Here is a 24,051-nt window from a genome sequence, read left to right as displayed (position 1 = left end):
TTATTCGCACTGGACATGGTAGGCCTCAAACAGGATTACGGCCGACGAAGAAGGCTTCGTCTGCGTCGCGGGTTGGGTTGAGGCCAGCGGCCTCGAGGCCTTTGCGCAGCATCGCCATGTCTCGCTGGTATACACGCTGAGTCGGGTGGGGCAGGGGACCGCCGTTGTAGCCCTGGAGCCAACCTTGGTACTTCCACATCATACGGTTTAGCAGGCCGTTGGCTGCCATCGGCAGGCTGGCGAAAGCCTTGCGGGCCGGGTCCATCTTGTACCAAAGCTGGGTGGCTTCATCGTAGTTGCCGGCACGGATCAGCTTGTGGATCTGTGGCAAGAGCGGGCCGTAGTAGGCGGAGTAGTTGGTCCCACAGAAAGGAATATCCATGACCTGGGCCAGGGGTACATATTCGTATTCCAGAGGAGACGAGATCACGACTTCCTCGTGGAACTCACGATGCACCTCAATGGCAGACATTATGTAGGGCAGACCGCCTTCGGCCTTGATCGCGACAACGTTAGGTATTTCGTCAACCATACGACGCAGAACAGAATTCGGGATGTCTGCGGGATGCAGTCGGCTGAAGCCCCAAGCCGGTAGCGGGAAGATGATTACGCCCAGATTGGTCGCGTCACAGACCGCCTTTGTGTATTGGAAGACTTCTTCGTAATCTTTCGGGTAGAAGTAAGGCGGGTAGCCCAGCAAGACCAAGTCGGCGCCTGCAGCTTCGGCACGCTTCACCGCTTCGATGTTTTCTTCGAGGGTGTTAAATACAGCTTGGTGGACCACGATCATCCGGCCTGCGGCCTGGTCGGCCATGATCTGGCAGAATTCGAAGTACTGATCCTGAGTGATCGCAACCTCAGAGCACGACAGCGTGCCCACAAAGCCATGCTTGATCGCCAGTTCGACGTCATGGCGCACAGCTTTTTCGTTGATGCGTTTGAAGTCGGAGGTCATCGTCGGAATGGTGACGTTGGCCACGCCGAGCAGGTGTTCACGTGCCCACTCACGGGCGTCCTTTTTGTTGTAATTGGCCATGTTCATTTTCCTCTATGGATGATGCTATTGGATAAAAAATCGTTCAGCTCTTGGTTTCGAATTCGATTGGGAGCGGGGTGGCTAGGCCTGCTTCGATGGCTTTGGTGAGAATCAGCTCAGCGACGACGATATCCTGCAAGCCGCCGCCTACGGACTTGAACATCGGTGCGCGAGATTTCGCCAGGGCATCAGCGCACGCGCCACTCATGAGATCGGCCAGGCTGAATGCCTTGTTATGGAACTCGATACCCGCTGCCTTGGCAGCCAGCATGTCCCCAGTCTCCTCAAGCACTTCTTCCAGTGTGTCGCAGATGATGATGTCGCTGCGCTCAACGACCGAAACGTCAATTTCGCGCTGTTCAGGAATGGTCGAGCCAATCGAGACAACCGTTGCGCCAGGTTTCAGCCACTCTGCAAACAGGATCGGCTCCTCGCCACGAGAGCGTGCCGCGGTCAGTACGATGTCTGCTCCTTCCACTGCCTCCTTGGCAGATGCCACACCTTTGGCAGGTACGCCGGTATCTGCCGTCACCGCCTCGGCGAATGCCGTTCGACGCTCGGGAGTCGGGCTATATACGGTGACCTCGGTGAGCTCGCGGACACTTGCAAATGCGCGGGTATGCATCGCTGCTTCCAGGCCGCTACCGAGTACTGCCAGCCGAGCATGACCCTTGGGGGCAAGCCGATCCAGGGCTGCGGCCGAGGTGGAGGCGGTACGGAAGCCCGTCACCAGGTTGCCGTCTACGAAAGCTGCAATCCGGTTGGTGGTCCGATCAAACAGGACGATGACGTATTCGATACCTGGAGGCGCGTCGCCCCCCATGTTCGACCCCATCAGCTTGGCGCCGTAGCAACGGCTGCCAGGCGGAATAGCGGGGAGATTGCGCAGCCAGGTTTTTTCAAGCACCGCTACCGTGCGAGGCGGTGTCGCCTTCGCGGGGATAGAGTGGGCGTATGCTTTTTGGAGAGCGGCAATTGCATCTTCCCAGCGAAAGACAGCCCGTGCGGTGTCGCTGGAGATGAAGACAGGGTTTTTGAAATTGACGGTCATGTGGTTGATTCCAAAACGCAGCGGTTACGGGGTGAGCAAGAGCAGGGCGGCCCAGCCTCGGCAACATGTCCGCTGCAGAGACGCCTCTAGCTACACAGCTCCCTAAATCTGCAGCCAGCTAGGTTGCCTCGTGAGGCAACTGGAGGCTTCTGGTCGTGTGGCCTTCCGATGTGCATGACAGCTCAGTTAAGCCCCTCCTGCGGTACCAGGCAGGGGATGATTTCGCCATAACGAAACGGAGCGTATCTAAAATATTTTCATCAGGCAAGGCTAATTAAAGAGATCCATTAGCTAGTTTTTCAAAAGTCGATCCGAGTGGTTGCACTTGTGAAACGATACGTATAGTTTGGTATCGAAAGAACAGCCACCCCTCGGGAGAAAGTGATGAAGCTAGGTCGATTTGTAGTTGAAGGACTGGATGGTCCTGTACAGCGTATCTGCATGGTTTTGCCAGAGCAGAACAGGGTTATCGATCTGCGTGCAGCTGAAGCGCTGCGCCTTCAAGCAAGGGGCGCTACCCGCGAAGCGGCTCTTCGCTATGCATCTACGGTTTTCCCTGAAAGCATGTCTGCTGCGATCGCTCTTGGGCAGCAGTTCTTGGAGACTGCCGCCGAAGCTGCGGAGAAAAACGGCGCTGATGCATCGCTGGCCATGGATGGTCTGAAGTGGGGCGCTGCCTGCGATCCTTCAGTTGTCCGGGACGGACTCACCTTTACCAAGCACATCCGCCAGTTTCATGAGCGGATGAATGTAACTCCGCAACCGGCCCTGCTGGAAATCCCTGGTTACTTCAAGGGTTCGCCTTGGACCGTCATCGGTCACGATGCTGAAGTACCTTGGCCTGCACGCGGCCAGCGTATCGATTACGAGCTGGAGCTCGGTTGGGTGATTGGTAGCCGCGCCAACAACCTTACTCCGGACACTGCTCTTTCCCATCTGTTCGGCGTGACTATCTTCAACGATTTCAGCGCTCGCGATCTCCAGGCCAACGAGTTCGCAATCGGCATGGGTCCGACGAAGAGTAAGGATTTCGCTTATGGCATCGGCCCGTGGATCACCACGATTGATGAGTTCTCAAACTTGAGCGACATCAAGATGTCCGTGCGCGTTAATGGCGAGACTTGGGGCGAAGGTGATTCGTCCGAGATGCTCTGGACTCCAGAAGAGTTGATTGCCTATGTTTCGATCGGCGACCACATCCAGCCCGGCGATGTCATCGGTTCCGGCACCATGGGTGACGGCTCGGCATTCGAGCTGGGCCGTAGTCTGAACCCTGGTGATGTGGTCGAGCTGGAAGTGGGCGGTGTCGGTGTGCTGCGTAACCGCATTGGGCAGCGCCCGCAAGAGTCCTGGTGGCCAGAGCCTCGCAAGCCGTTCATGTAGGTATCAGATGTACAGCTGTTAATTTCCGCCTATGAAGATTTCAAACCTCGTGGTTTGAGCGTCGGAAGGTGACTAGACCTGCTTGGGAAAGATAGTGCAGCATCCAAGCAGATCAGACGGGCGCAGATTCCAAGCCGCAAATATCCGCGGCGAGGAACCTGCGCCGATCAGTAAGAGGCGCAAAATTGATCAGCCTCGCGCAGAGCGCTTGTGCGCGCAGGCGACTGCACCTGCTATGGCAGATACCACCCGCCAAAGAAGCGGAGAGGAGACAAGAAATGAATGCAATTAAACGCGTCCTGATCGTGGGCAGCGGAATCGGTGGCGCTACAGCAGCTTTTGCGCTTCGCAGGATTGGTGTTGATGTTCACTGCATCGATATCAAGCCCGAAGCCCCGATGGCCGGCTCTGGAATATGCATGCTTCACAATGCGATGCGTGCTCTTAACGGTCTCGGTCTCGCTGAGCCCTGCCTAGATAGTGGCTATCGATTCGACAAATTTCGCCAGTTCAACTCCGCAGGCGAGCTTTTACTAACCAACCCCGCCCCTCCCAGCTGCGGGATTCGCCGCCCCGAACTGGCGCGCATCCTGGAGGGTGCTGCCGAGCGCGCCGGCGCCATTATCGATCGCGGTTTGACTGTAGAGAATCTTGTCAATCGTGAGGACGGCGTTGACGTTCGATTCTCGGACGGCCGCGAGGCTACTTACGATTTGGTGGTCGCGGCCGACGGTGTTTACTCGAAGCTCCGTGATCAGCTGTTTGGCACAGACTGCAGCCCCCGATTCGCGGGGCAAAGTGTCTGGCGTTTTAACGCGCCCAGGCCGGCAGAAATCGATGCCTTCTGCCTTTACCGGACGCCTACTGGCCATACCGTCGGATCGTTCCCAACGTCGCAAGAGAGCTGCTACATTTTCTATCTCGAAAACAGCCAAGAGCCTCTGCGGATTCCGGAAGGAGAGGCTCACCACCTTATTCGGGATCGGTTGATGGAATACACCGCTCCGGCAATCCGCGAGTCGCTCGAATTTGTGACCGATGCTAAACAGATTATTTTCCGCCCACTGGATATCACACTGGTGCCTGCGCCTTGGCATCGCAGTCGTGTGATTCTGCTTGGCGACGCTGCTCATGCGCCCACGCCCCACATGACATCTGGTGGTGGCATGGCCATCGAAGACGCTGTTGTACTCGCAGAGAGCATCGCGGCCACTTCGACAGCAAAGGCTGCAGTTGAGATGTACTCCAATCGTCGATATGAGCGTTGCAAGACGATCTGCGATGCATCGCTTCAGCTATGCAGGAATGAACAGGAAGACGCGCTGGGTAACCGAGAGAAATCTGCTGGGCTGCTCCTGCAGACCTATCAGTACCTGGGAAATCCCATCTAATCCCTTAACGGCCGCGAAGAGTACTCGATTCGTCTGGATACGGCGAGTCGAGACCAGTAATGCTTAAGCCAATGATCTTCCTCTCGTGAGGAAGTACCTTATTAATGCACGTCCGACAATAAAAACAAAGGAACTGCTATGAATTTTGCCTTGAAAGAATCTGCGAGGGCTGGCCTCATTGGTGGCGTAGTTTCAGCAGTCGTGGCCTTCTTAATTGCGTACTACTTTGCTCCCTTCCCGCTCACTCTAGTTGATCATTCCATCGGCAATGGCATGAGTGGCTTCTTCAGCGGATTAGTCAGCGGCTTCATAGGCGTTTTTATTGTGCTTAAGAAGCAGGCCTCTTAATCGATGGGGTACGCGTTCAGACTTTTCTGAAGTGATTACGCTCGCCTATTCAGTAAGAATGACTTTGACGCAACTATTTGTGCTCCATTCTTTCCTTACGCGCCTGTACGGTCTTCGTCAGGCGTTTTTTTACAGCCTCTAGTTTGTAGGGGAGGGCGGTATGTTCCGAAATATGAGGTTGGCGCCACGTTCGGCGTTTGGTTTTGGCGCCATCGCACTCATTGTTTTTCTCTTAGTCGCTCTCCAGAAAATGGAAAGGATGACGACGCAGTCGGCACTCATCAATGAAAAGTGGCTTCCCAATATAGTTAACCTCAGCAACCTAGTTACAGCACAACTTAGGAATCATGTTTTTCTTGCTCATCTGGCTTCGATGGAGGACCCCGCGGCAAGGGAGGGCGGCCTTCGCCAGCTGAAGGCTCTAGTAGGAGAGGTTCAGTCGCTTAAGATGCAGGTCGATGCCGGCCTGGAGAGCGTGGGAGAACGAAGTGTATTCGATCAGTTCGAGAAGGCTGACAAGATCTATACATCTGAGCAGGAGAAAATTGTCGGCCCCATTGCCTCCGGTGATCTCGCCTCGGCTTCCTCAACGCTGAAGGGGGCAATCATTGACTATGGAACGCAGCTTGGGATGGCGACTGAAGCACTCATGAAGTTCAATGCTGCCGTACTGATTGCTCTTTCGGTCACGGTAGGTTTGGCGATCTTTTACACCAAGAGCATTGTGCTGCCGCTAGGGCATGCAGTGCAGGTAGTTGAACGGGTTGCCCGAGGGAGACTGCGCGGGGAGATTAACGCGTTAGGCCGAGACGAGCCTGCTCAGGTGCTCAGTTCGCTAAAGCTCATGCAGGACGGCCTGCGAAATGTCATCGAGGCGATTACAAAGTCATCCATTCGTATTGCGGCCTCTGCACATGAGCTCAAAGTAGTCAGCCATTTCCGATTACAGGTACTCATCAGGCAGTAGATCTTGCTGAAAAGCTCGATCTCGTGATCCGTTGCAGGGATTGGCTCGCCAGGTTCCAGTGACAGGATGTCACGAATGGCGGACTACAAGCTTGGACTCTGCCAGGTAACCCAATTTCGCTCTTCTTGGCATGATTTGCTCCATTCGATAGTAAGCAATCAGGCTGTGTAGCCGCTGCGGAGACAAATTAAGGGGCATTTATCATTTTTACGGGATCCTGACACCGGTAAAGCGCACCTCCAGACACACCATTTAACATAATATGCATTATGCGCACCTTCGTATGGAGCTGCCGGGGCGTGTGTTGGCCAGATTGGAAGCCAGATCGCAGTACAATTTTCGCGGACGCGAAAAAATCGATCTGCTCGGCCGGTACCAGGTGTTGCTAGTAGCAACACCCGTTGTACCTTTCAACGGCTATATCATTCCCGTTTAGCCTGAGCGGCTTTCTCGGCCAGGTACTGCTCGTACTGGTACTCCAGCTCATGCTCGCGATCAAGGTCGCTGTCGGTGATGCTGTCAACGATCTCGTACGGAGTGTTTTCATCGAAAGACCAACTGTCGAAACGACGAATCAGGTTGAACCTGGCATTCATGTGAAAGGCGGTGCCGTGATACATCCTGTCGAGATCCTGTTGGCCTCCATAAACGAAAGAACCATCCAGGACGAGCTTTCCTAGAGCTGGATCGTAATCAGCGCTGGTGATTTTCAAGGAGGTCACTCGAAAGTCAGATGCATTCATGTCGGCCCGAGCTTCAGAGGTTGCGTCCTCCAGTAAATCGTCAAGCTGAGACGGCAGATCATCTTCCCAAATGGCGTCCTTGAGATCGCTGACACCAAAGGCGGCACAGACAAGCCGAGGATCATCAGGGTTACGCGTGGCTACAGTGGTAAGGTCATGAAAATTAGAGAATTTCGCTTTACGAGCGAAAAGCTCTTGAGCTGATGACAGCGAGACTCCTTGCGTCTTGGAAAGAGCTTTAGCCTGCTGCTTGATGAGACTGATGGTGTCGTAGGACATGGCACTTCTCCTTTACGCGCGCTCAAGGGGAAAACTGCTTGCTCATCGACCCGGCGCATCTTTAGGAAAAATGCGATATAGGACGGGGGTTGAAACGATGGGTATTAACTTCGCCAGTGCAAGCGGGCAGGCTGCCATCAAAGCCTGACACCGAACATACAGGCTTCGTAGATGAAAAGGAATAGTGACGATGTGCGCGTATCATAAGGGCGCTGACTACCCTGCCCTCATGTTATGGCAAAAAGTAATAACTATGCTAAATATTCATTTAGTTGAGTTATGTATTACTCATGACTCAAGCGAGGTCGTCACCCTTCCCCGCGTTGCGGTTTGATTAGAAACAAACCAATTTAGCAGCTCTCTAATCTCTCCCGCTGAGACATGAGCAGTGTGAACCAATCTGTCGCTCAATCAGAGATGCTACCATTTTTGAGACTTGGGCATCTCCTGTGCCAGGTTCATTCTCGCCTTAGCAGTCCTCAAGAGGCAGGCAAAGGGTCTCATCGCTGCGCCGACGGCGCTCAGCCCCCTCCCCCGCATCAGCACCGGTACCGGTTCCTTACATGAATCGGTCTCGCTAGTATATGGCCACCTGCCATGGGTGCCCCGGGCACCGACACGCGCGAAAGGATTCAAGATGATAAGAAGGTTCCGGCTTGAGCAAAAAGGCCGCTTCGAGAAACTGGTGATTGCTGAACGTCTCTCGGACATGCTGGATAAGTTCCTGGGCGGGCAGCCTGCCCCGTTGCGCATTGGCGCTGAGCAAGGCGGTATCCCTCAGTGGGACGATGTGGTCATCGAGCACTCGGAGGAGCACTGGGAACACCTGCAGATCAAGCGGCAAGCCAGTTGCTTCAGTAAAAAAGCCGTCGACAAAGGCTATTACTCAACGGTGAAGCCCCGCAAGACCGAGAAGAAAGAACCTGACCCTGACGCGGAGTCGGACGATGACGAGCAGCCCGAATCAGAACTTGAGAAGGTGATGATCAGCCTGGCTACGTTGCAGTTGCCACCTCCTGGCGTAAAGCCGTCAAAACGTACTTTCACGTTGACGCTGCCTGGGCCAGAGGTGGTGATCAAAGGGAGGATTCAAAAAGAGCTGATTACCATTAACTACTTTCGCGATCTCTGGGATCTCTGCACGAAGGATGGTGTCAATCTAGCAGCATTGGAGCAGCGCAATGACGGCCCGACCCAGCTCGTTTACACCTGGCTCACAACGTGGTGCGGTTTCAGGGACTGGGCACACATCGTCGAGAGAATGAAGATTCTGAAAATCGACTGCATCGGTCTTGAAACTACACTTGAGTCTTCAGCACAGGCGTCGCTCGACAGGCATTTCACGGACGCCAAATCCACGCTCAGTATGCTGATGGACTACATTTCCGAGAGCACGACTGACACCAACGCAATCAGCTGTCATCACGCTGCGAAGCATTTACACAAGATGCGTCGATCCGGCTCCCAGACCTGGACGCAGTATCTGGCCACCCCATCGCCTGGTCAGGGATGGAATGTCGCCGGCACCCACGATCTGGACGGCGAGGCAACAGCCTCCACCGGTCATCCCGCGAATCAGGTAGTACTTCACCATTGGGCAGACGGCTCGCTCAATAGAAAGTTGCATGTCCACGCAGGTTACACGGCACCTGTTCCCGGGACGATCGCCCTACCCTCAGCCATTTTACGCTTAGCCCTTCACCTGAACACCGGCACTCACTGCATGCTTCTTGGTGAGCCACAGTGGCGTCAGGGGGCTAGCCAGGAATTGGGAAGTACCTTGGGGATCGAAGAAGACGATCTGGACGCCCTGTCGTGGCATGCCAATTCTCAAGCGCTCTCGTGCGCCCTTGGGCGGGATCTACCATCGCACGTCGACGCCCGAGCTGAATCAGGTGCTTTGTACGACGCCATGGATGATGTCGTGTGGCTGCAATTGCAGAGCTGTATTGAGAGACGACTGGGCAAAATCAGAGATTCCCAGCTGCTCGATGCCATGGAATCCAAATGGCAGCGTTGGCGCACGGAATTATCGGCAGACAAGCTCAGCCGCCAAAAACTTTTCGAGCAGCTGATGTATCCCAAAACAGAGGGACTTGAACCCAAGCATGCTCTTCGCATCGGCCCTCGTACTGTGAACCTCATGGAGACCGCGGTCATCATCCTCTTGTTGGTATGCGTCGGCCTTGGGAAAGATGATGGCGATTGGCGCTCCATTCCAGAGATCGGCGATGTGCTGAGCATCGCAGTCCGCCATTGGTCTGGCGGAGCCGCCGATAACTATGGCCCTCGGCGTCTGATTGATGGCAGCTTGCGTGAGGTGATTGGTAACTCGACCTCCTCGGTGGTCATCCTGGCAGGATTAGAGGCTTCAGCAACCAGCATGTCTGATTCAAGCATGGCTGACGACCTGGCCGTAGGGCATAGCATGGCCGCCGAGCGCCAGCCTCGGCTGACGTTCACCCGTTTCGAAATTTACCGACACATGCAGTTTGGGACGCTCGCCTCGCTGAGTGCCTATGTACAAAAGCAATGGGACGACTGGCGGATATCGCGTGAACAAGCCGTTGAAGCCTGCGGGAAAGGATACTGATCATGATTACGCTTGAAAAACTGGCTACGGCAATTGAACGGCGCGCTGAGGGTCGATATGAGGTACATCTGCTGGATAAAGATGAGTTCCCCGAGGTTGAGCACTTGTCGAGTGTCATGCGCCTCAAGCGGGTCGGCATAGAGAAGGCCGGCTGGCGAACTGTTTTATTGATCGAGCTCCCCTCCTTCGCCATCCAGAGTGCTCACCAATGGGCTGCGAACGTGCGGGATGTGTTACCGGAACCCGAAACCTCTGATCTCTACATGTTCTTGGTTATAGGTCAGGTTTCCAACGATGAGGCGACACGCATCGAGACTGACGATCGCTTCTGCCGGAAAGTCGTCGTGCGCCAGCTTGAAACGGAGTCAGAATTCCTTGATCGCACCTTCCTTGCATCCCTAGAGCCACCTGGAAACGCCGAATCGCTCAGCGATCCGTTGGCCTCGGCCTTAAAAACACTTACTTCGACACATATATGGACTGAGACACTGGCTCCTGCCTGGCGATCCGAGCTTCTCTCGAATGCAAACGGCGCTGATGTCGTCAAGGCGTTGCGCGATTCGATGACTGATACTAAGGATCAACAATGAGCCAATTGAATTCCATCACACTGTCCAATCTGCGAAAGTTTGGGCGTGACGTCACCATCGAGTTGAGCCCCGGTGCCACGATTTTGCTCGCGCCCAACGGTACGGGTAAAACCACCGTATTCGAGGCGATCGAGTTCGGGCTCACGGGCAAGATCGCGCGGCTCCAAGACATTGAGCACGTTATCCGGGATGAGGAAGCCTTCGCGCAGGTCAGTTTGAATTTTGCGGATCTCACCGCGACCGCCAAAGTTACCCCGGACGGTGCGGTTGTCCAAGATGGAAACCTTACGGCGCTTTTCCCCGGTGTTCCTGAAGGTGATGTTCCGTTTCTCCTGCGACTGACGCATCTATTGGATCAGAGAGAAAGCGACTGGATTGTCCAGGCCGCTGATACCCAAGCCGGTTCACAGCTCGCAAAGCTACCGCTCGGGCGTGATGGATCTCGCGCCCGAGCGGCCCTTCCGTCAGTCCGTCGGGCTTTGAAAGATAGTAAAAGTCGTCAAGAGGAGGTGTTGAGGGATTTTGAGAGAGAACTCAACGACTGGAATCGCCTGATCCAGGAGCGTGACGTAGCTTCGGCTGGTGCGGTGGGTGCGTTGCGCCCGCGGGATCATCTTGCGGCAGCGATCGCCAACGCGGCAACCCGGACGCAGAGCCTAGAGCAGATTCCACCTGGCTTGCTGGCGGAGCCTGTTAACCAAGACTCATTGGCACTCGCCCACTCTGCCCTGCTCGATATCCTGCTCGACAAAGTCGAGCGTACCCAGACACTAATCGTCGGCTTGGCAGAGGCGGACGGCTTGGTTGCGAGTTTCGAAGCTGTGCGGTCTCGGCTTGATACACTCAGTACCCAACTGGTGGCCGCTTTTGAGCAGCTCAACAATCACGCGGCGCTTCGGTCGTCCAATCTTGCGTTGCTGCAGGATCATCAGAAGCACATTGAACTCGCGCAACAGGAGCTACTGGGTGTAGCGAAAGACCTGGAACGGTTGGTCAATCAGAATGGAGCGAGGAAGCATCTTGATCAACGGAATCAGGCGCTAACGGAGGCGGCGACTCTCGTCAGCGACATTGAGCGGCGTTTTGTGATGCTTCGAGAAAAGCATGAGCGCAACCTGCAGGTTAGAAATCAGCACGCTCAACTGGATGCCCAACTTCAGTCATTGAACAATACTGAGAAGCGGCTCCAGCACGGCGAGCGGCTGGTTGTCGAATGGGAAGCTGTCGAGCGCCAGTTGCAGGAGTCCCGGGATCAAGCAGCCGTCATCGAGGATGCACTTGCCCGCGCAGGTGAGGTGTTGACTGTAAAAAGGGCCAAACAGGAGTCCTGCAAATCCGCTGAAGCGGCAGCACGCGCTCATTTTCAGGCATTGAGCGCCTCCGCCGATGCTATTCGCCAGGCGGTCGCTGCAATTGTTGAGCATCTACCCTCAGATCAGGACAACTGTCCACTTTGTCTGTATCCACATGGCGCAGCCGAGCTGGAGATTCGTGTTGCTCAGGCACTCCAGGCGATAAATCCTAGCCTGACATTGGCTGAGCAACAATTGCGGGGCGCTGCAGAGGCCTTAGCAGTGAGTGATGCAGAACTTGCCTCAGCCCTTGCAGGGGTGAGGGACTGTCAGTCAAGGCTCACAGACCTGGACAATGTGCTTGAGGCGCTGGAGCGTCAGAATGCCCAGTTCCGCATCGATCCTATACTGGCTAGCGATTCGGTGCCTTTGGCCAAAGAAACGCTGAGAGTGCAACTGGATGGCATTGCAGCATCTCGCAAAAGTGTGACAGAGCGCCGTTCTGGTCTTGAGCCGTTTGTGGTGCGGGAAGTGTTTGAGCACGTCCAGCATACCTATGAAGTTGCTGTGGTCGAGCTCGACCGCGCGCGAGTGCAGCACACCGAAGCCGTCAGTCGACGCGATCACGCACTCGCTACTTTGTCCAGTCTCGTTTCAGGCAGCGCAGTGACTCGAACACTTGAGGAGCTGACAGCACAAAAACATCAAATTGATGCACGGATAAGTGAGCTTAACGGTCGCGTGGGTGCGCTTCAGGCAACGCTAGCCGCCCAGGATGATCACCATGCGGCACTTTTCAGTGATTGTCGAAGCGTCGAGGAAGCGATCAGCCATGGCCAATCCCAGCTCGCATCGCTCCGGGCAGACTGGCAAAGGCTCGGTTTAGCGGGAGACCCCCTAACTGAGGCCATTCAGGCTCGCGCCAGCACCTTGAAAAGCACGCTCGCCGATGTCGAGAGCAACCGGGCAACCATGCTAAACCTCGGCGTGGAAATCTCCGCTTGGGCCAAGCTGGCTGAGTCGCAGCTTGCACAGCGTCTTATCGATGCCCAGCGACTTGGTCGCACGGAAGAAGAGTTCGCCACGTACCTCAACAACGCAATTACAATGGCGCAGAGCTCACTGTCACAGCTCTCGCAGTTGTCGGATGCCATGGGTACACTTGAGGACTCGCTCAAAACAGAGATCGACAATGTCCAGAAGCATGTGAGCAAGGTCGTGCCGCGGTGGCAATCACTGCTAAAGCGGGTCGTGCGCGAGTCGAGATTCCACGAGGCGAGCCTTAACTTTTTCACCTACTACAACAAGGAGCGGGCCGAGGTACTGGTGCCTCTTGGGGGCAAGTCCGCGCCGGTGCCAGATGTTGCAAGTGAAGCCCAGTTGACGGATCTTCAGCTGACTTTCCTCCTGTCCATGGCCATGAGTCATCAATGGTCGCCCTGGAAGGCGCTGCTGCTTGATGATCCCACTCAGCACCATGACCTCGTGCACGCCTCCGCTGTATTCGATCTGTTACGTGACTATATCGTTGACCACCGCTTTCAAGTCGTCATCGCGACCCATGATGCTTTGCAGGCACGATACTTCCTGCGCAAATTGCAGAATGACGGTATCGAAGCCAAGATCTGGACGCTGGTACCGACGGACGACGGCGTCACTGCCGAGGAAGGGCAATCGAGGCATCGCAAGCGCATAGCGTCATCCTCCCAACCTGAGTAGAGCGCCGTGATGAGAGACCAATCGGGTAGGTTTGGTCTCTCAGGTCTCATCTGGCTAGCGTCAGCATCATCACCCCGTCATCCGCCAACTGATCTTATTAAGGATGGAAGCCGGGTTAGGCATATGAATCATGCCCCGTCATGCGTATTGATTGGATCGGGCTCATGATTGTAGCTGCCCGCTTACCGCTTACCGCTTACCGCTTACCGCTTACCGCTTACCGCTGCAGCGAGGCGATGGCAATGTGCTACATTCAGCCTCGCTGCTACCTTGGCTTGCACTTCGTGAGCTGAAGAAATCGCACCTACTACGACGGATCGTACCAATGTCATTCCTCATACCAATCGTACTCGCGTTGCTCACCAAGCCATTCCTACGAAGCCGCCTTTGCCAGGGGCAGTACGGCTTTTTAGCGACATATTTCGGCTGGGGCGTTTTAGGAATAATTGGACTTTCAGTTGGTGTGTTTTGGCTGCTTGGGCCGATTTTCTTTGAGCAAGACTACGGTAGAGGGGATAGAGCACTCTCAGTGACGTTCCGTGTCTGGAGCCTCATCACCACCCTTTACATGGTGGGGATTGCCGTTGGGCTGAATCAGATTCGTAAAGTGAGCACCTCCCCCCTGCTCAACCTTTATATCATCATGCTGATCGTTTGCACCGCATTGCTATTTTTGACCAGCTTGGCCGCTGCAGCGGTCTACTGGATCATCTACACAGTGACAGTGTTTGTCGTACACAAGATCGGTACTGGGCAACGGGCGTCGGCACCAGAAAAATAGACGGCGCCATCGACCCGGTCTCGATTAATGTCGATTACCCCCTTCCCTCCTGCTCAAGACGAAAACGGCATGCTGCATTCATTCAGGCGAAACAAAAGTCAGCTCTATAAGCGATATCTTGGACACCGAGAAGAAGGTGAGAAGCGAGTCTGTGAAGAAGATGAAATCACGGGGCTGATCGCCGGCCCTTTAGATTTCCTGCCACCGGAAGCGAGTGGCGCGTTCTGGCGTGCACTAATCGAAAGTGACGCCGGTGAAGATCTCCCCCTCCCCACTGGGGCAGTCAGCTATCTGCGAATGGATTTCTGGCCGAGACGATCGGTTGAGCCTGATTTGCTGGTTGAGATGGGATGGTCAACCGGGGAGCGACGAATCATTGTCGTGGAGTTCAAATGGCGTGCGGCCCTGGGTACCGATCAGCTCCACCAGCAGTGGAACGAGTATCTGACTGACGCTGAGCGCGAAGTCGCTTACCACCTGTTCATTGGGCCCGAATTGAGTGTTGGCCTCAACGCTCTGGGGCAGAAAGACATCTGGAATGGTCGGCTGATCCTGCGTTCGTGGCTGAATGTCGTTCAGATCCTCAATAAGCTGGACTGCTCGACCTACCCCGGATTGAGCAAATGGAGAACCCAGGTCACCAGCTTCCTTGGTCAGCTGCAAGTCAAGCGCTTCCATGGTTTTCAGCAACTGTCACCAGTGCCGCTACCTATTCGGACGCACGTGTTCTGGAATCCATTGAACGGCTTCGGCGCGAACGCGCCAGCGTTGCCTGCTCTGACCAACACCAAGCCTGATCATTTCCTATGGAGTTCTGTCTGATGTCCTCATCCCCCGTCAGCGTTGGAGCGTCGATTACCGATGCGGTGAAATTCATGTCGAGGCTTGCTGGTGAGTGTGAAACCCTGGCTGATCTGGTCAAGCAGGAAGTCAGTAGAGCTTTGTTGACACCTGAGCTCGCCAAGTACTTCAAGCCGAGCGGTGCCTGGATCACCTCCCGAACGACGGATGAAGAAGGATGGGTGTACACGGGCATAGGCATTTCACTGCCTGTTGCGTCTAAACCTAAGCGGTCGACCACCAGCCACATTGTCGTGCAGATCAGTCTGGCGGGTGAAGGCATTGAGGCGCTTGATAATCGAGAGCCCTTGGTGCACATCGGCCAATGGGGATGGCCGATCGATTTCGTCGAAATACAGATGGGCTTTCCTTGCGATCCGGTTAGCGGCTACGACCTGAATCTTGAGAACGGCCAACTGTTTAGGTGGGTGCACGCGGAGCACGACAACGAATGGTGCTACAGCGTGCGCTTGACGGACATTAACTGCCCTGAAGACGTGAAAATCAACATCATCAATCCGCTCAAGTCGCTGCTTTTGGGGGCTGAAGCTTCGCAAGCCCTAGCCGGGACTCGCGCTGTGCGGTATGTCGGGATTGGGGAAAGTTCTGGTCAGTATCGGGTGTTGCCTCGTCAGTGAGCGTGTTGTTTTTAGGTTCCACTAGAGTGAAGTGAACTGCTTAGGCGCCACGAGCAGACGCGCTCCCCAACCGCATCGACCCTCTGCTCCTGACGATGATCGCATCAATCACACCTACGAGCTTTTCATGCGCCGCAGGAGAGGCTGGTTGGCGCCACATTCAAGCTTTCCATTAGGTCATCGACCCCCAAAAAAGAGCCCTCAACGCCACCACGGCCCTTCCTCTTTTTTGGCTGCGTACTCCGGGGCCCCAGCTTCCTCCGGCTCCAGCGAAGTCGTTGCTGAATTTCCAACAGGGTCGATTGAGTCAACCTGCGCCCTCGCCCATTCCACCCAGGCCGCGGTCTGGCGTGCTCTCTCCTCGCTACCGTTGATGGCGCCAGCAGCTACGGCGTTGATGAATTGACCAAGGCGTTTGGCCTTTTCCCACTTCTCCATATTTTCCACCAAGCGCTTCTGGAGATTGCGCTGATGCGCCGTGGCCATAAGTGTCTCGCGATGAATTCTGGAGAATTCCTCGAACTGCCTACGTGACGCTTCGATACTTGCTCGATAGGCCCGCATATAAAGGATTCAAAGGTAACAGTACGGTAAACACACCTTGGATCTTGAGCCAAAGGCATATAGCCAAGCAGCTCAAATGGACGAATGTAGTAGTCTAATGGCCTTGTCTCTCCAGCAAGGACGCTCGCCAATGGCGATTTCCTCGCGATTCGAGAACCCTGGAAGGATGTCTTCTACGACTTCCTCGCACTTGTTGACGGCGGATGAGCACCAGTTTCGTTTGAAAACTCTGGATTTAGTGAAAGTATGTTTGATCAATATCTGAAACGATGGGATCTGACCATCGACGGTGATGCTTTCGTCTCGCTGAACGGCAATCTGCTGCCCGTTCGCCAGCGCGGCATACCAGCCATCCTCAAAATCTCACACGTAGCCGAGGAACAAGCAGGCAGCTTGCTCATGGCTTGGTGGGACGGCGAAGGTGCGGCACCCGTGTTAGCCCATGATGGCGAGGCCTTACTTATGGAGCGCGCATTGGGCTCGGCCTCGCTGATGCAGATGGTCAGTTGCGGCAGGGACGACGAGGCCACTCGTATCCTCTGTGGGGTAGCCGCCCACCTTCATACACCACGTGCCAAGCCGATCCCCGCCTTAGTTCCTCTGGCGCAATGGTTCGAGGCGTTATGGAGTGGAGCGGCGAGGCACGGCGGCATTCTTGAACACTGCGCAAAAACCGCACGCGAACTCCTGTCTGCTCCGCGCGATGTCACGGTACTGCATGGCGACATCCACCATGGCAATGTGCTTGATTTCGGCCCGTCCGGCTGGCTCGCTATCGACCCCAAGGGACTGTACGGTGAGCGTGGCTTTGATTATGCGAACATCTTCTGCAATCCCGACGGTGAAAGCGCTCTAGCACCGGGGTGCTTCGCACGTCGAATCGAAGTCGTCGCAAATGCCTCCGGTATTGATCGCCGGAGACTACTGCAATGGGTACTCGCGTGGACAGGATTGTCGGTAACCTGGATGCTTGAAGACGATGATGAGCCCGGCAGTACCCTTGGGGTGGCGAAACTTGCGGCATCGGCTCTCGGCATAGGTAACTAGGCCTTTGTGCGGAATAGGTGATCAATAGTGTAAGCGCCACCCCATCAATTCTGCATAACTATGCGGGTGTCCATTTATGCGGCAGTAGCTGATCAATCTCACTCGCTCGCTGCGTCGGCAGGCGCGTGAGAACGTCCTTCAAGTAAGCATACGGCTCATGACCATTCAGCCGCGCAGACTGGATCAGGCTCATGATCGCGGCCGCCCGTTTGCCGCTGCGTAGCGAACCTGCGAAGAGCCAGTTCTTACGCCCCAGTGCCCACGGTCGGATCTGGTTCTCGCACCAATTATTATCAAGGGGAACAGCCCCGTCATCGAGGTAGCGCGACAGCGCTGCCCAGCGTTTCAGGCTGTAATCCAGGGCTCTGCTGATTGCCGAACCTTCGGGCACGAGATCGCGCTGCGCGATCATCCAGGTATGCAGCGCATCCATCACCGATACGGCTTTTTCTTGCCGTATTCGGCGCCGTAAATCCGGCTCCAGGTCGCGGACTTCATTTTCGATTTCGTACAGCAACTGGATGTAACGCAGGGCCTGCTCGGCAAGCTGGCTTTTGTTCGTGGCGTGCAGTTCGAAGAACTTGCGCCGCGCATGGGCCATGCAGCCGATTTCGGTAACACCAAGTTCGAAACTGGCTTTGTAGCCGCCAAAATCATCGCAGACCAACTTACCTTTCCAGCCTTGCAGGAAGTTGCGAGCATGCTCGCCGGCGCGGCTGGGGCTGAAGTCGTAGACGACAGCGGCTGTTTCGCAGAATTGGCTGGTGGCGTAAGCCCAAACATAAGAACGGTGGGTTTTCTTCGACCCCGGAGCAAGCATTTGCACGGGTGTTTCATCCGCGTGTACGACCTGCTGCCCGATCACTACGTCACGCAGGGCATCGACCAAGGGCTGTAACTGCACGCCTGTAACACCCACCCATTGAGCTAACGTGGAGCGTGGAATCGCCAAGCCGGCACGACCAAAAATCGATTCCTGACGGTAAAGCGGAAGATGATCAGCGAACTTCGCGATCATGACGTGGGCAAGTAATCCGGCAGTGGGGATGCCCTTGTCGATGACCTGCGCCGGTACGGGTGCTTGGATCAGCGTTTCGCAGTCATCGCAAACCCACTTGCCACGAATATGGCGTTCAACCGTAAACACGCCCGGCGTGTAGTCCAGCTTTTCACTGACATCTTCACCGATGCGCTTGAGTGCGCAACCGCATAGGCAGAGGGTGTTGTCCGGTTCGTGGTGGATCAACGTGCGTGGGAACTCTGACGGCAATGCCGTGCGCTTGGGCTTTTGCTTTTTCTCGGTCGCCGCTGGCGCTATTTGCAAGGCTTGAAGTTCGGCCTCAATCGCCGCGATATCGGTATCGATCAGGTCATCAAGCAGACTGGCCTGCTCAGAATTCATCTGCTCGCTGCGCTTGGCAAACTTCAAGCGCTTGAGTTGTGCGATCTCGTGGGTCAGCTTCTCGATCACCGTTTGATCGCGGTTAATCTTCTTGCCCAGCGTTTCGACCGTCTTGCCCATGGTCTCGACCTTCGACAGCAACTGCGCAGCGAATGCACGCAGTTGATCGGGGGTCATTTGATCGAGATTGGGCGAGACTGTCATGCCGTGGATTTTACCAAAGCAGATCGCTTGCGGCAGCAGCCCAAGGCGCTAATTACAGCTTCTTAAAGCAGTGTGATTGCACCGCCTGCTCCAACGCGTTGCCAAGGTAGACCGAGCACCAAGGCCTGAAGTTGCTCGTTATCCAGCTCCATTTCGTAGCCTTGTCGAATGCCAGGCCAATGAAAATTGCCTTGGTTCAATCGGCGTGCAGCCAGCCAAACGCCAATGCCGTCATGTACCAGCACTTTCATGCGGGTAGCGCGGCGATTGGCAAACAGATAAGCGCAGTGCGGCTTCGCCGCACCGAATACCCCAATCACTCTGGCCAGCGCAGTTTCAGTGCCTGCACGCATGTCCATGGGCTCAGTGGCGAGCCATATGGCATCGATACGAATCATTGCGTGAGCCCACGGATAAAGCGGGCGCATCCTTCAGGATCAGAAGTTGGCCATTTCACTGTGATCGATTCATCGCCAAACGGCAGGTCGATTACCGCCGACGCTTCACGCTGCCGTTTTGGCGCAGATTTCACTGGAATAAAAGCAGGTAGCACCGCTGGCGGCTGATCCCGGTACAGCGGTATCCACTTTCGAATGACGTTGGCGTTGATGCCATGACTAATGGCAACACCGGAGATGGTAGCGCCTGGTTGCAGACATTCCTGAACAACCTGGGCTTTGAACGATTTGGGATAAGAGCTTCGTTGGCGCATGGAATTCCTGACGTTAAGGGCGATAGCGTCCGCTTAAAAATTCGCGGACACCATCGCCCTTAATGCTGGAGTTCGGAAGGTGTATTCGCCGGCCCCTTACGATAAGCGTTGTCTTACCGCTACCGGTAGTGCCAATCAAGGAGGTGCCAGCAGGGTCTATCGGGGCCCGGTGCAAACCGGTATAGCTTCCCCAGTTGTACAGTTCCATTGCGGTCAACACGTAGCTGCCATATGAGCTAGTCATGGCTGAGCCTCCCCTTCCTCATCTACCGGGAAAGAGCGCTGCAGATTTGTGCCAAAGGTTTCCAACCAACGGATCAAGGCGCTCAGATTGTCAGGATTGGCAACGTGTGCAATGAGCGGGCGAATAGTGAAGCGGTCGCTGCTGTCGATGGTCGTTACGAGATGGTGATTCTTCAATACCTCCAGCAAGTTGGTGGCACGGCTTCTGTCTTTCAGATCGCTGCCAGGCTCTCCCAAGTACGCATGAAGTTGGGTCACAACATCGTCCACTGTCATTTGTGCAACGCCCGAGCCCACGCCACTCTCCATCTCGAAGGCGATCAGGTGCTGCCGGAGCAACGCAATCAGCAAGGTCTGCTCAAGCGTAAAAGGGTGCCGGCGAATAAGAGGATGCGTCCACCCGTCTGACGTTTCGCCAGGCTCTTGTCGCACTGTCACAAACGCCAAGCCCCTTAGCTCGTCAAACTGGACGCCGAGATCGAAGGGCTCCAGAATTCGTCCTAGCAAGCTCGCATTGGCTACGGCAGCCCGGTAGAGACCGGGATCCTCGACCTCCTCTATGTCTCCATTTTTGTACAACTGCTGGACAACTTCTCTGACTGTTCTGGTTGTCCGCAGCTCGTCGTCCAGGGCCGTAAAAAACGCCTCGTCGGGCGCGCTGGCGTCCAGTTCTTCCTCTTCACTGTCGTGAGGCTCGTGAGACGTAATCGTCAGCTCATCAAAAATTCTCGGCATGGCTAAAGCTCCCATTTGATGTCCTGCAGTTTCTTGGACTCAAGCTGGGTGAAGGGGAGGAAAAACCGCCACCACTGCTTTTCGGGGTCGGCTAAGTCGATCGTTTCGATTTCCTTGTCATTGACGGCTATACCCGCTTCCTTCGCCATCGTGATCCACAGTGTGAAGCACTCCAGATCGTGGGTCGGTGGAAGCAGCATCGCGAGGTCAGCCAGCGATAAAGGCCTCCCCTCCTCGGCCAGGATTCTGAGCGTCTCGCGTACGAACGCATCTCTATCCAATCCGTCAAATGATTCCCAGAATTCCTCTTCGATCTGGTCAAGGGCCGTCGCGTGCTTGCTGAGATCGAGCGCCGGGGCGCTCTCTTCGGCAATACCTTTGAACCTCAATCGCTCGATCGCGGCCACCCTGGCCAATGCCATACCCACGGGTGGGATGGGCACTGTTAAACGCCTCACCGCCTGGCGCTGCCAATCAACTTTCATTGCAAGACTGAGGAACTCGCCGAGCAAATGACCTACGCGGTGATGCTCGGCGATCAACCCTGTTTTCAAGAAGCTTTTGACATCGCGCTCACTGCGGGCCCGCGCACGCAGTACGGCCTCTGACTCTTGAAGCAGGCGCGGAACCAAGCGCAGCAGCTCATTTTGCTGTGATCTTTGAAGCGCCAGCGGGACAGCCGGGTGACGCATGATATTGCGTAAACGCGTCCGCATACGATCGAGCTCAACAGGCGCTCTTAGCTGCTGCTGGAAGCTGTCGAATACTTTGCCTTCGGTCGTATTGAGCAATGCATCCTGCCCATCAAGCAGGTTGTCGACGATCTGTCCGCGGTGGCATTGATCGCTGATAATTGACTGTCTGAGCTCTCGATCGGCATTGCGCCAGGAGTCTTCTACCCGCCGGAAGTCTGCACGCAGGCTGGTCGCAAGGGCATAGATCTCCCGGATGCCTTCAATTGGCTTGTCTTCGTCAAAAATCGGGACAAGTCCAGCCTTGGCCTGGTCTAGCTCCGCCTGCAGTTCTCGAATGCGTCGTTTCAAGCTCAACGCACGGCTTTTCGGATCGGAGTTGAGATGCGTCTCAAGGTTTTCGATCTCACGCTGCACAACCGATAGTCGAGATGCCGTCGATGTCATGACGCGATTGTCGAGTGTTCCGGTAAAACGGAAAGTAGACTCCAGTGCATCAGTCGCGTACAGCCGACCGTTGCGCTCGATGACCAGCTTTCTCTTGATCCACTCCCCCAGCTCGCGGTTGGCCTGCTGAACGTCGCTTCCCACCTCGGGCATTCGCTTCCCTTGATCGTCGTCATTGGCCATGGCCTCTGCCAACAAGTGGAGCGCGTCGTCGAGACCGATCCCATCCTGGCCGGGTTCAAATAAGGCTCTGAGGCTGCTGAGAACCTGGGCGGCATGTCGAGAGGCTAACAGCAGCCATGCGGGGTGATGGTTACGGAGTGCAGTCAGGCGCTTCGCACGTTGCAGGAGGTTTTCTTCCATGGGACGTATACCCCATAGCTGGAGCGCGGCGAGATCGTCGAGCCGCTTGCGATCTAGGCCACCGCTACACTAATCGCCCGATATAGCGTAGACGGATTATGCAGCCTGGCAAGTTTCGGCTTAACGGATGGCGCTATAGTTGCCTTAGCCAATGCTTGATAGCGAACCTGTGAGGGCGATATCCAGGCGCTGACGGGCGCTAGGTGTGCAGTGGCATATTGGAATCACCGACATGGTTTGCTTTACAATTCCCTGCTTTCACGCTTTGGAATCGGCATGTGCCGGTACGTGGATAAGGAGATTCTGGTGCATTCGAAAACCCGCCGCTGTTTTGCATTGAGCGCCATTGCCGCTGCCTCCCTAAGTCTTTCGGGGTGCTTTACCGAGGAGGTCGACAATCGCCAAACGCACGAAATCCAGGGGTTGATCTACAAGATCCACGCTGACGAACCCTTTACAGGCAGGATTGTTAACTATCCCGTGTCGGTACTGGGATTGTTCAGCGTTGGCTCCTGCGCAGTCGACATCAAAAAGGGGCTGCCAGATGGCGAGATGCGCTGCTCCGACAATGCAGGCCAACTGCTTGGCGTAATCCATTTCGAAGCGGGCAAGCGGGATGGTAAGGAAGAGAAGTTCGACGCCAAGACCGGCAATAAAATTGCAGAAGGCAACTGGAAGCAAGGGCGTATGGACGGCCTGCAGGAGCAGTTCAATCCCGAAAACGGCGAGCGCCTTGTCGAAGCCAATTACATTGCCGGCAACAAGGTCGGACGTGAGCGCGCCTGGGACAGCCAAGGAAAAACCCTGATCGCCGACCTTGAGTGGGAAGGCGGCAAGCAGACAGGATTCGATAACCGTGGCACTGATCACCACACATACCTGGCCGGTAAGTACCATGGCCTTCAGAAAACACTCGGTCTCGATGGCAACCGCTTCTATGTTGCGCATGAAGAAAACTACGAGAATGGCGAACTGCATGGCACGCAGAAGCGAATCAATGCCCGGGGCAATGTGACGGAGCTAAGCGAGTTTGAGCATGGCGCGCTGCGCTCGCGCACCGTTGATGAGTACAGCTACGATGGCCAGCACATTCATCACGTCAGTCGACTTGCCATCAAAGCGGACGTGAACCAATACATCTCCAGCGACCTCAGCAACGATGGCCTGGAGCAGTATTGGGACAACGAGGGGAACCTGCTTAGCGAGCTGCAATGGAACAAAGGTAGGTTAGTCAGTGCGATCGCGTACATCTGGGTAAACGGCCAACAGCTGAGTCAGTATCAAGGTGTGGCTCGCGGGGGGCAGGATCATCAAGACGACGTCGTGAAGCATGGCCAAGAACGGATCTACGATCGCAACGGCGAATTACAGGCTGTGGTGATCTGGAATTCGGGGGAGGTCGTCAACACTTTGGTCAACCTGCCATCAGACCGTCGCAGTCAGTACCCTGGAAAGATGGCCATGCTTGATCGAATGGGAGGCTGGGGAAACCCAGTGGAGGAAATAGCCGACTTCGAGCGACCTAGCCGGTACGACGGTGGTGGATATGCGATCGATGATGTAACCATCGTCGACATCCCTGCGTCCGGGCAGACCGTTGCGGCTGTGGCTACAGCGACTGCTCCGCCCCCTGCTCCGGTACTCGCGAGCGTTCCGGGGAACGACTTGGATAATTGTGTGCAGCGCCGGGTCGACGCCGTTCATGCCGATAATCCCGACGCCTTGATCAGAGCAGACATGCTTGAGGAATTCGAGCAGGAGTGCCAATAAGGGTGATCCTGGCTGCTTCAAGCAGTTTCGAGCGGGGCATCCGAGTGATGTCCCGACAGGGCTTAAGCAGTAGCAACCGCATTCCTCAGCAGTAAGCGCGGGCAGTCCGTAAAAGCGAATTGCCTAACCCACGGCGCAACGCGGTGCGGTTCGCGCATGCAGGGCCTAGCCAGTCATCAGCACTTGCTACATGCTTGACCAATCGGCCTTCATACCTTGCT

Annotated in this window: 22 protein-coding genes; 12 read left to right on the top strand and 10 right to left on the bottom strand. The window is 55.5% G+C overall.

The features are described from left to right. Positions 1 to 25 precede the first annotated feature (25 nt). Both CKW22_RS18625 and CKW22_RS18620 read right to left on the bottom strand, forming a co-directional pair. Positions 26 to 1,036 carry a dihydrodipicolinate synthase family protein gene (locus tag CKW22_RS18625; protein WP_095064638.1) on the bottom strand — a complete coding sequence of 337 codons (1,011 nt, stop codon included), beginning with the start codon at positions 1,034 to 1,036 and terminating at the stop codon, positions 26 to 28. A 43-nt stretch (positions 1,037 to 1,079) separates the two neighbouring features. After that, entirely contained in the window at positions 1,080 to 2,087 is a 1,008-nt protein-coding gene (locus CKW22_RS18620) for an ornithine cyclodeaminase family protein (protein WP_095064636.1), read from the bottom strand. 384 nt (positions 2,088 to 2,471) lie between these two features. Here CKW22_RS18620 and CKW22_RS18615 point away from each other — a divergent pair, with 384 nt between their 5' ends. The 4 genes from CKW22_RS18615 to CKW22_RS18600 all read left to right on the top strand — a co-directional run bounded on the left by CKW22_RS18615 (position 2,472) and on the right by CKW22_RS18600 (position 6,176). After that, positions 2,472 to 3,470 carry a fumarylacetoacetate hydrolase family protein gene (locus tag CKW22_RS18615; RefSeq protein ID WP_095064634.1) on the top strand — a complete coding sequence of 333 codons (999 nt, stop codon included), beginning with the start codon at positions 2,472 to 2,474 and terminating at the stop codon, positions 3,468 to 3,470. A 278-nt stretch (positions 3,471 to 3,748) separates the two neighbouring features. Continuing rightward, on the top strand, positions 3,749 to 4,861 hold the full coding sequence (locus CKW22_RS18610; protein ID WP_095064632.1) for an FAD-dependent monooxygenase: 1,113 nt from the start codon (positions 3,749 to 3,751) through the stop codon (positions 4,859 to 4,861). Between the two features lie 138 nt (positions 4,862 to 4,999). After that, on the top strand, positions 5,000 to 5,209 hold the full coding sequence (locus CKW22_RS18605) for a hypothetical protein (RefSeq protein WP_095064630.1): 210 nt from the start codon (positions 5,000 to 5,002) through the stop codon (positions 5,207 to 5,209). A 160-nt stretch (positions 5,210 to 5,369) separates the two neighbouring features. Continuing rightward, positions 5,370 to 6,176, top strand: coding sequence for a methyl-accepting chemotaxis protein (locus CKW22_RS18600; protein ID WP_095064628.1), 807 nt, complete (start codon positions 5,370 to 5,372; stop codon positions 6,174 to 6,176). Positions 6,177 to 6,598: 422 nt separating this feature from the next. Here the strand turns inward: CKW22_RS18600 and CKW22_RS18595 are convergent, their stop codons facing one another. Next, positions 6,599 to 7,198 carry a hypothetical protein gene (locus CKW22_RS18595; RefSeq protein ID WP_095064626.1) on the bottom strand — a complete coding sequence of 200 codons (600 nt, stop codon included), beginning with the start codon at positions 7,196 to 7,198 and terminating at the stop codon, positions 6,599 to 6,601. Between the two features lie 637 nt (positions 7,199 to 7,835). On the opposite strand from CKW22_RS18595, the gene CKW22_RS18590 reads away from it, so the two are divergent. From CKW22_RS18590 to CKW22_RS18565, 6 genes are all read left to right on the top strand, one after another. Beyond that, positions 7,836 to 9,791 carry an ABC-three component system protein gene (locus CKW22_RS18590; protein ID WP_095064625.1) on the top strand — a complete coding sequence of 652 codons (1,956 nt, stop codon included), beginning with the start codon at positions 7,836 to 7,838 and terminating at the stop codon, positions 9,789 to 9,791. Positions 9,792 to 9,793: 2 nt separating this feature from the next. After that, entirely contained in the window at positions 9,794 to 10,381 is a 588-nt protein-coding gene (locus CKW22_RS18585) for an ABC-three component system middle component 1 (protein WP_095064623.1), read from the top strand. Continuing rightward, positions 10,378 to 13,392 carry an AAA family ATPase gene (locus CKW22_RS18580; RefSeq protein ID WP_095064621.1) on the top strand — a complete coding sequence of 1,005 codons (3,015 nt, stop codon included), beginning with the start codon at positions 10,378 to 10,380 and terminating at the stop codon, positions 13,390 to 13,392. Before CKW22_RS18585 ends, CKW22_RS18580 begins: the two co-directional genes overlap by 4 nt. 325 nt (positions 13,393 to 13,717) lie before the next feature. Then, a complete protein-coding gene (locus CKW22_RS18575) occupies positions 13,718 to 14,173 on the top strand; it encodes a hypothetical protein (protein WP_095064619.1) in 456 nt (151 codons plus the stop codon). Positions 14,174 to 14,200: 27 nt separating this feature from the next. Next, positions 14,201 to 14,995, top strand: a complete 795-nt coding sequence (locus CKW22_RS18570) for a hypothetical protein (protein ID WP_143500759.1) — start codon at positions 14,201 to 14,203, stop codon at positions 14,993 to 14,995. Then, positions 14,995 to 15,651, top strand: a complete 657-nt coding sequence (locus CKW22_RS18565; protein WP_095064615.1) for a hypothetical protein — start codon at positions 14,995 to 14,997, stop codon at positions 15,649 to 15,651. Before CKW22_RS18570 ends, CKW22_RS18565 begins: the two co-directional genes overlap by 1 nt. 201 nt (positions 15,652 to 15,852) lie before the next feature. Here CKW22_RS18565 and CKW22_RS18560 read toward each other — a convergent pair whose 3' ends face one another. Beyond that, the gene (locus CKW22_RS18560) at positions 15,853 to 16,137 is read right to left on the bottom strand and encodes a hypothetical protein (protein WP_095064613.1); all 285 of its coding nucleotides are present in this window, start codon (positions 16,135 to 16,137) and stop codon (positions 15,853 to 15,855) included. Positions 16,138 to 16,461: 324 nt separating this feature from the next. Here CKW22_RS18560 and CKW22_RS18555 point away from each other — a divergent pair, with 324 nt between their 5' ends. After that, complete coding sequence (locus CKW22_RS18555; protein ID WP_095064611.1) at positions 16,462 to 17,262, top strand: aminoglycoside phosphotransferase family protein; 801 nt, start codon at positions 16,462 to 16,464, stop codon at positions 17,260 to 17,262. Between the two features lie 58 nt (positions 17,263 to 17,320). On the opposite strand, the gene CKW22_RS18550 is transcribed toward CKW22_RS18555, so the two are convergent. From CKW22_RS18550 to CKW22_RS18525, 6 genes are all read right to left on the bottom strand, one after another. Then, the gene (locus tag CKW22_RS18550; RefSeq protein ID WP_095064609.1) at positions 17,321 to 18,868 is read right to left on the bottom strand and encodes an IS66 family transposase; all 1,548 of its coding nucleotides are present in this window, start codon (positions 18,866 to 18,868) and stop codon (positions 17,321 to 17,323) included. Positions 18,869 to 18,930: 62 nt separating this feature from the next. Continuing rightward, on the bottom strand, positions 18,931 to 19,266 hold the full coding sequence (gene tnpB / locus CKW22_RS27935; protein WP_160015198.1) for an IS66 family insertion sequence element accessory protein TnpB: 336 nt from the start codon (positions 19,264 to 19,266) through the stop codon (positions 18,931 to 18,933). Next, positions 19,263 to 19,580, bottom strand: a complete 318-nt coding sequence (locus CKW22_RS18540) for a transposase (RefSeq protein ID WP_095064608.1) — start codon at positions 19,578 to 19,580, stop codon at positions 19,263 to 19,265. Before CKW22_RS18540 ends, tnpB begins: the two co-directional genes overlap by 4 nt. Before the next feature lie 13 nt (positions 19,581 to 19,593). Then, positions 19,594 to 19,788 carry an ATP-binding protein gene (locus tag CKW22_RS27930; RefSeq protein ID WP_256577322.1) on the bottom strand — a complete coding sequence of 65 codons (195 nt, stop codon included), beginning with the start codon at positions 19,786 to 19,788 and terminating at the stop codon, positions 19,594 to 19,596. 32 nt (positions 19,789 to 19,820) lie between these two features. Further along, the gene (locus CKW22_RS18530) at positions 19,821 to 20,573 is read right to left on the bottom strand and encodes a DUF4194 domain-containing protein (RefSeq protein ID WP_256577317.1); all 753 of its coding nucleotides are present in this window, start codon (positions 20,571 to 20,573) and stop codon (positions 19,821 to 19,823) included. Continuing rightward, entirely contained in the window at positions 20,561 to 22,060 is a 1,500-nt protein-coding gene (locus CKW22_RS18525; RefSeq protein ID WP_095064607.1) for a DUF3375 domain-containing protein, read from the bottom strand. Before CKW22_RS18525 ends, CKW22_RS18530 begins: the two co-directional genes overlap by 13 nt. Before the next feature lie 306 nt (positions 22,061 to 22,366). Between CKW22_RS18525 and CKW22_RS18520 the strand changes: the two genes are divergently transcribed. Beyond that, complete coding sequence (locus CKW22_RS18520) at positions 22,367 to 23,830, top strand: toxin-antitoxin system YwqK family antitoxin (RefSeq protein WP_143500755.1); 1,464 nt, start codon at positions 22,367 to 22,369, stop codon at positions 23,828 to 23,830. The last annotated feature ends 221 nt before the right edge of the window (positions 23,831 to 24,051 follow it).

Origin of the sequence: Pseudomonas sp. Irchel s3f19, assembly GCF_900187555.1 — a bacterium.
GTDB lineage: Bacteria > Pseudomonadota > Gammaproteobacteria > Pseudomonadales > Pseudomonadaceae > Aquipseudomonas > Aquipseudomonas capeferrum.
This window is presented reverse-complemented; position numbering and strand designations above follow the sequence as displayed.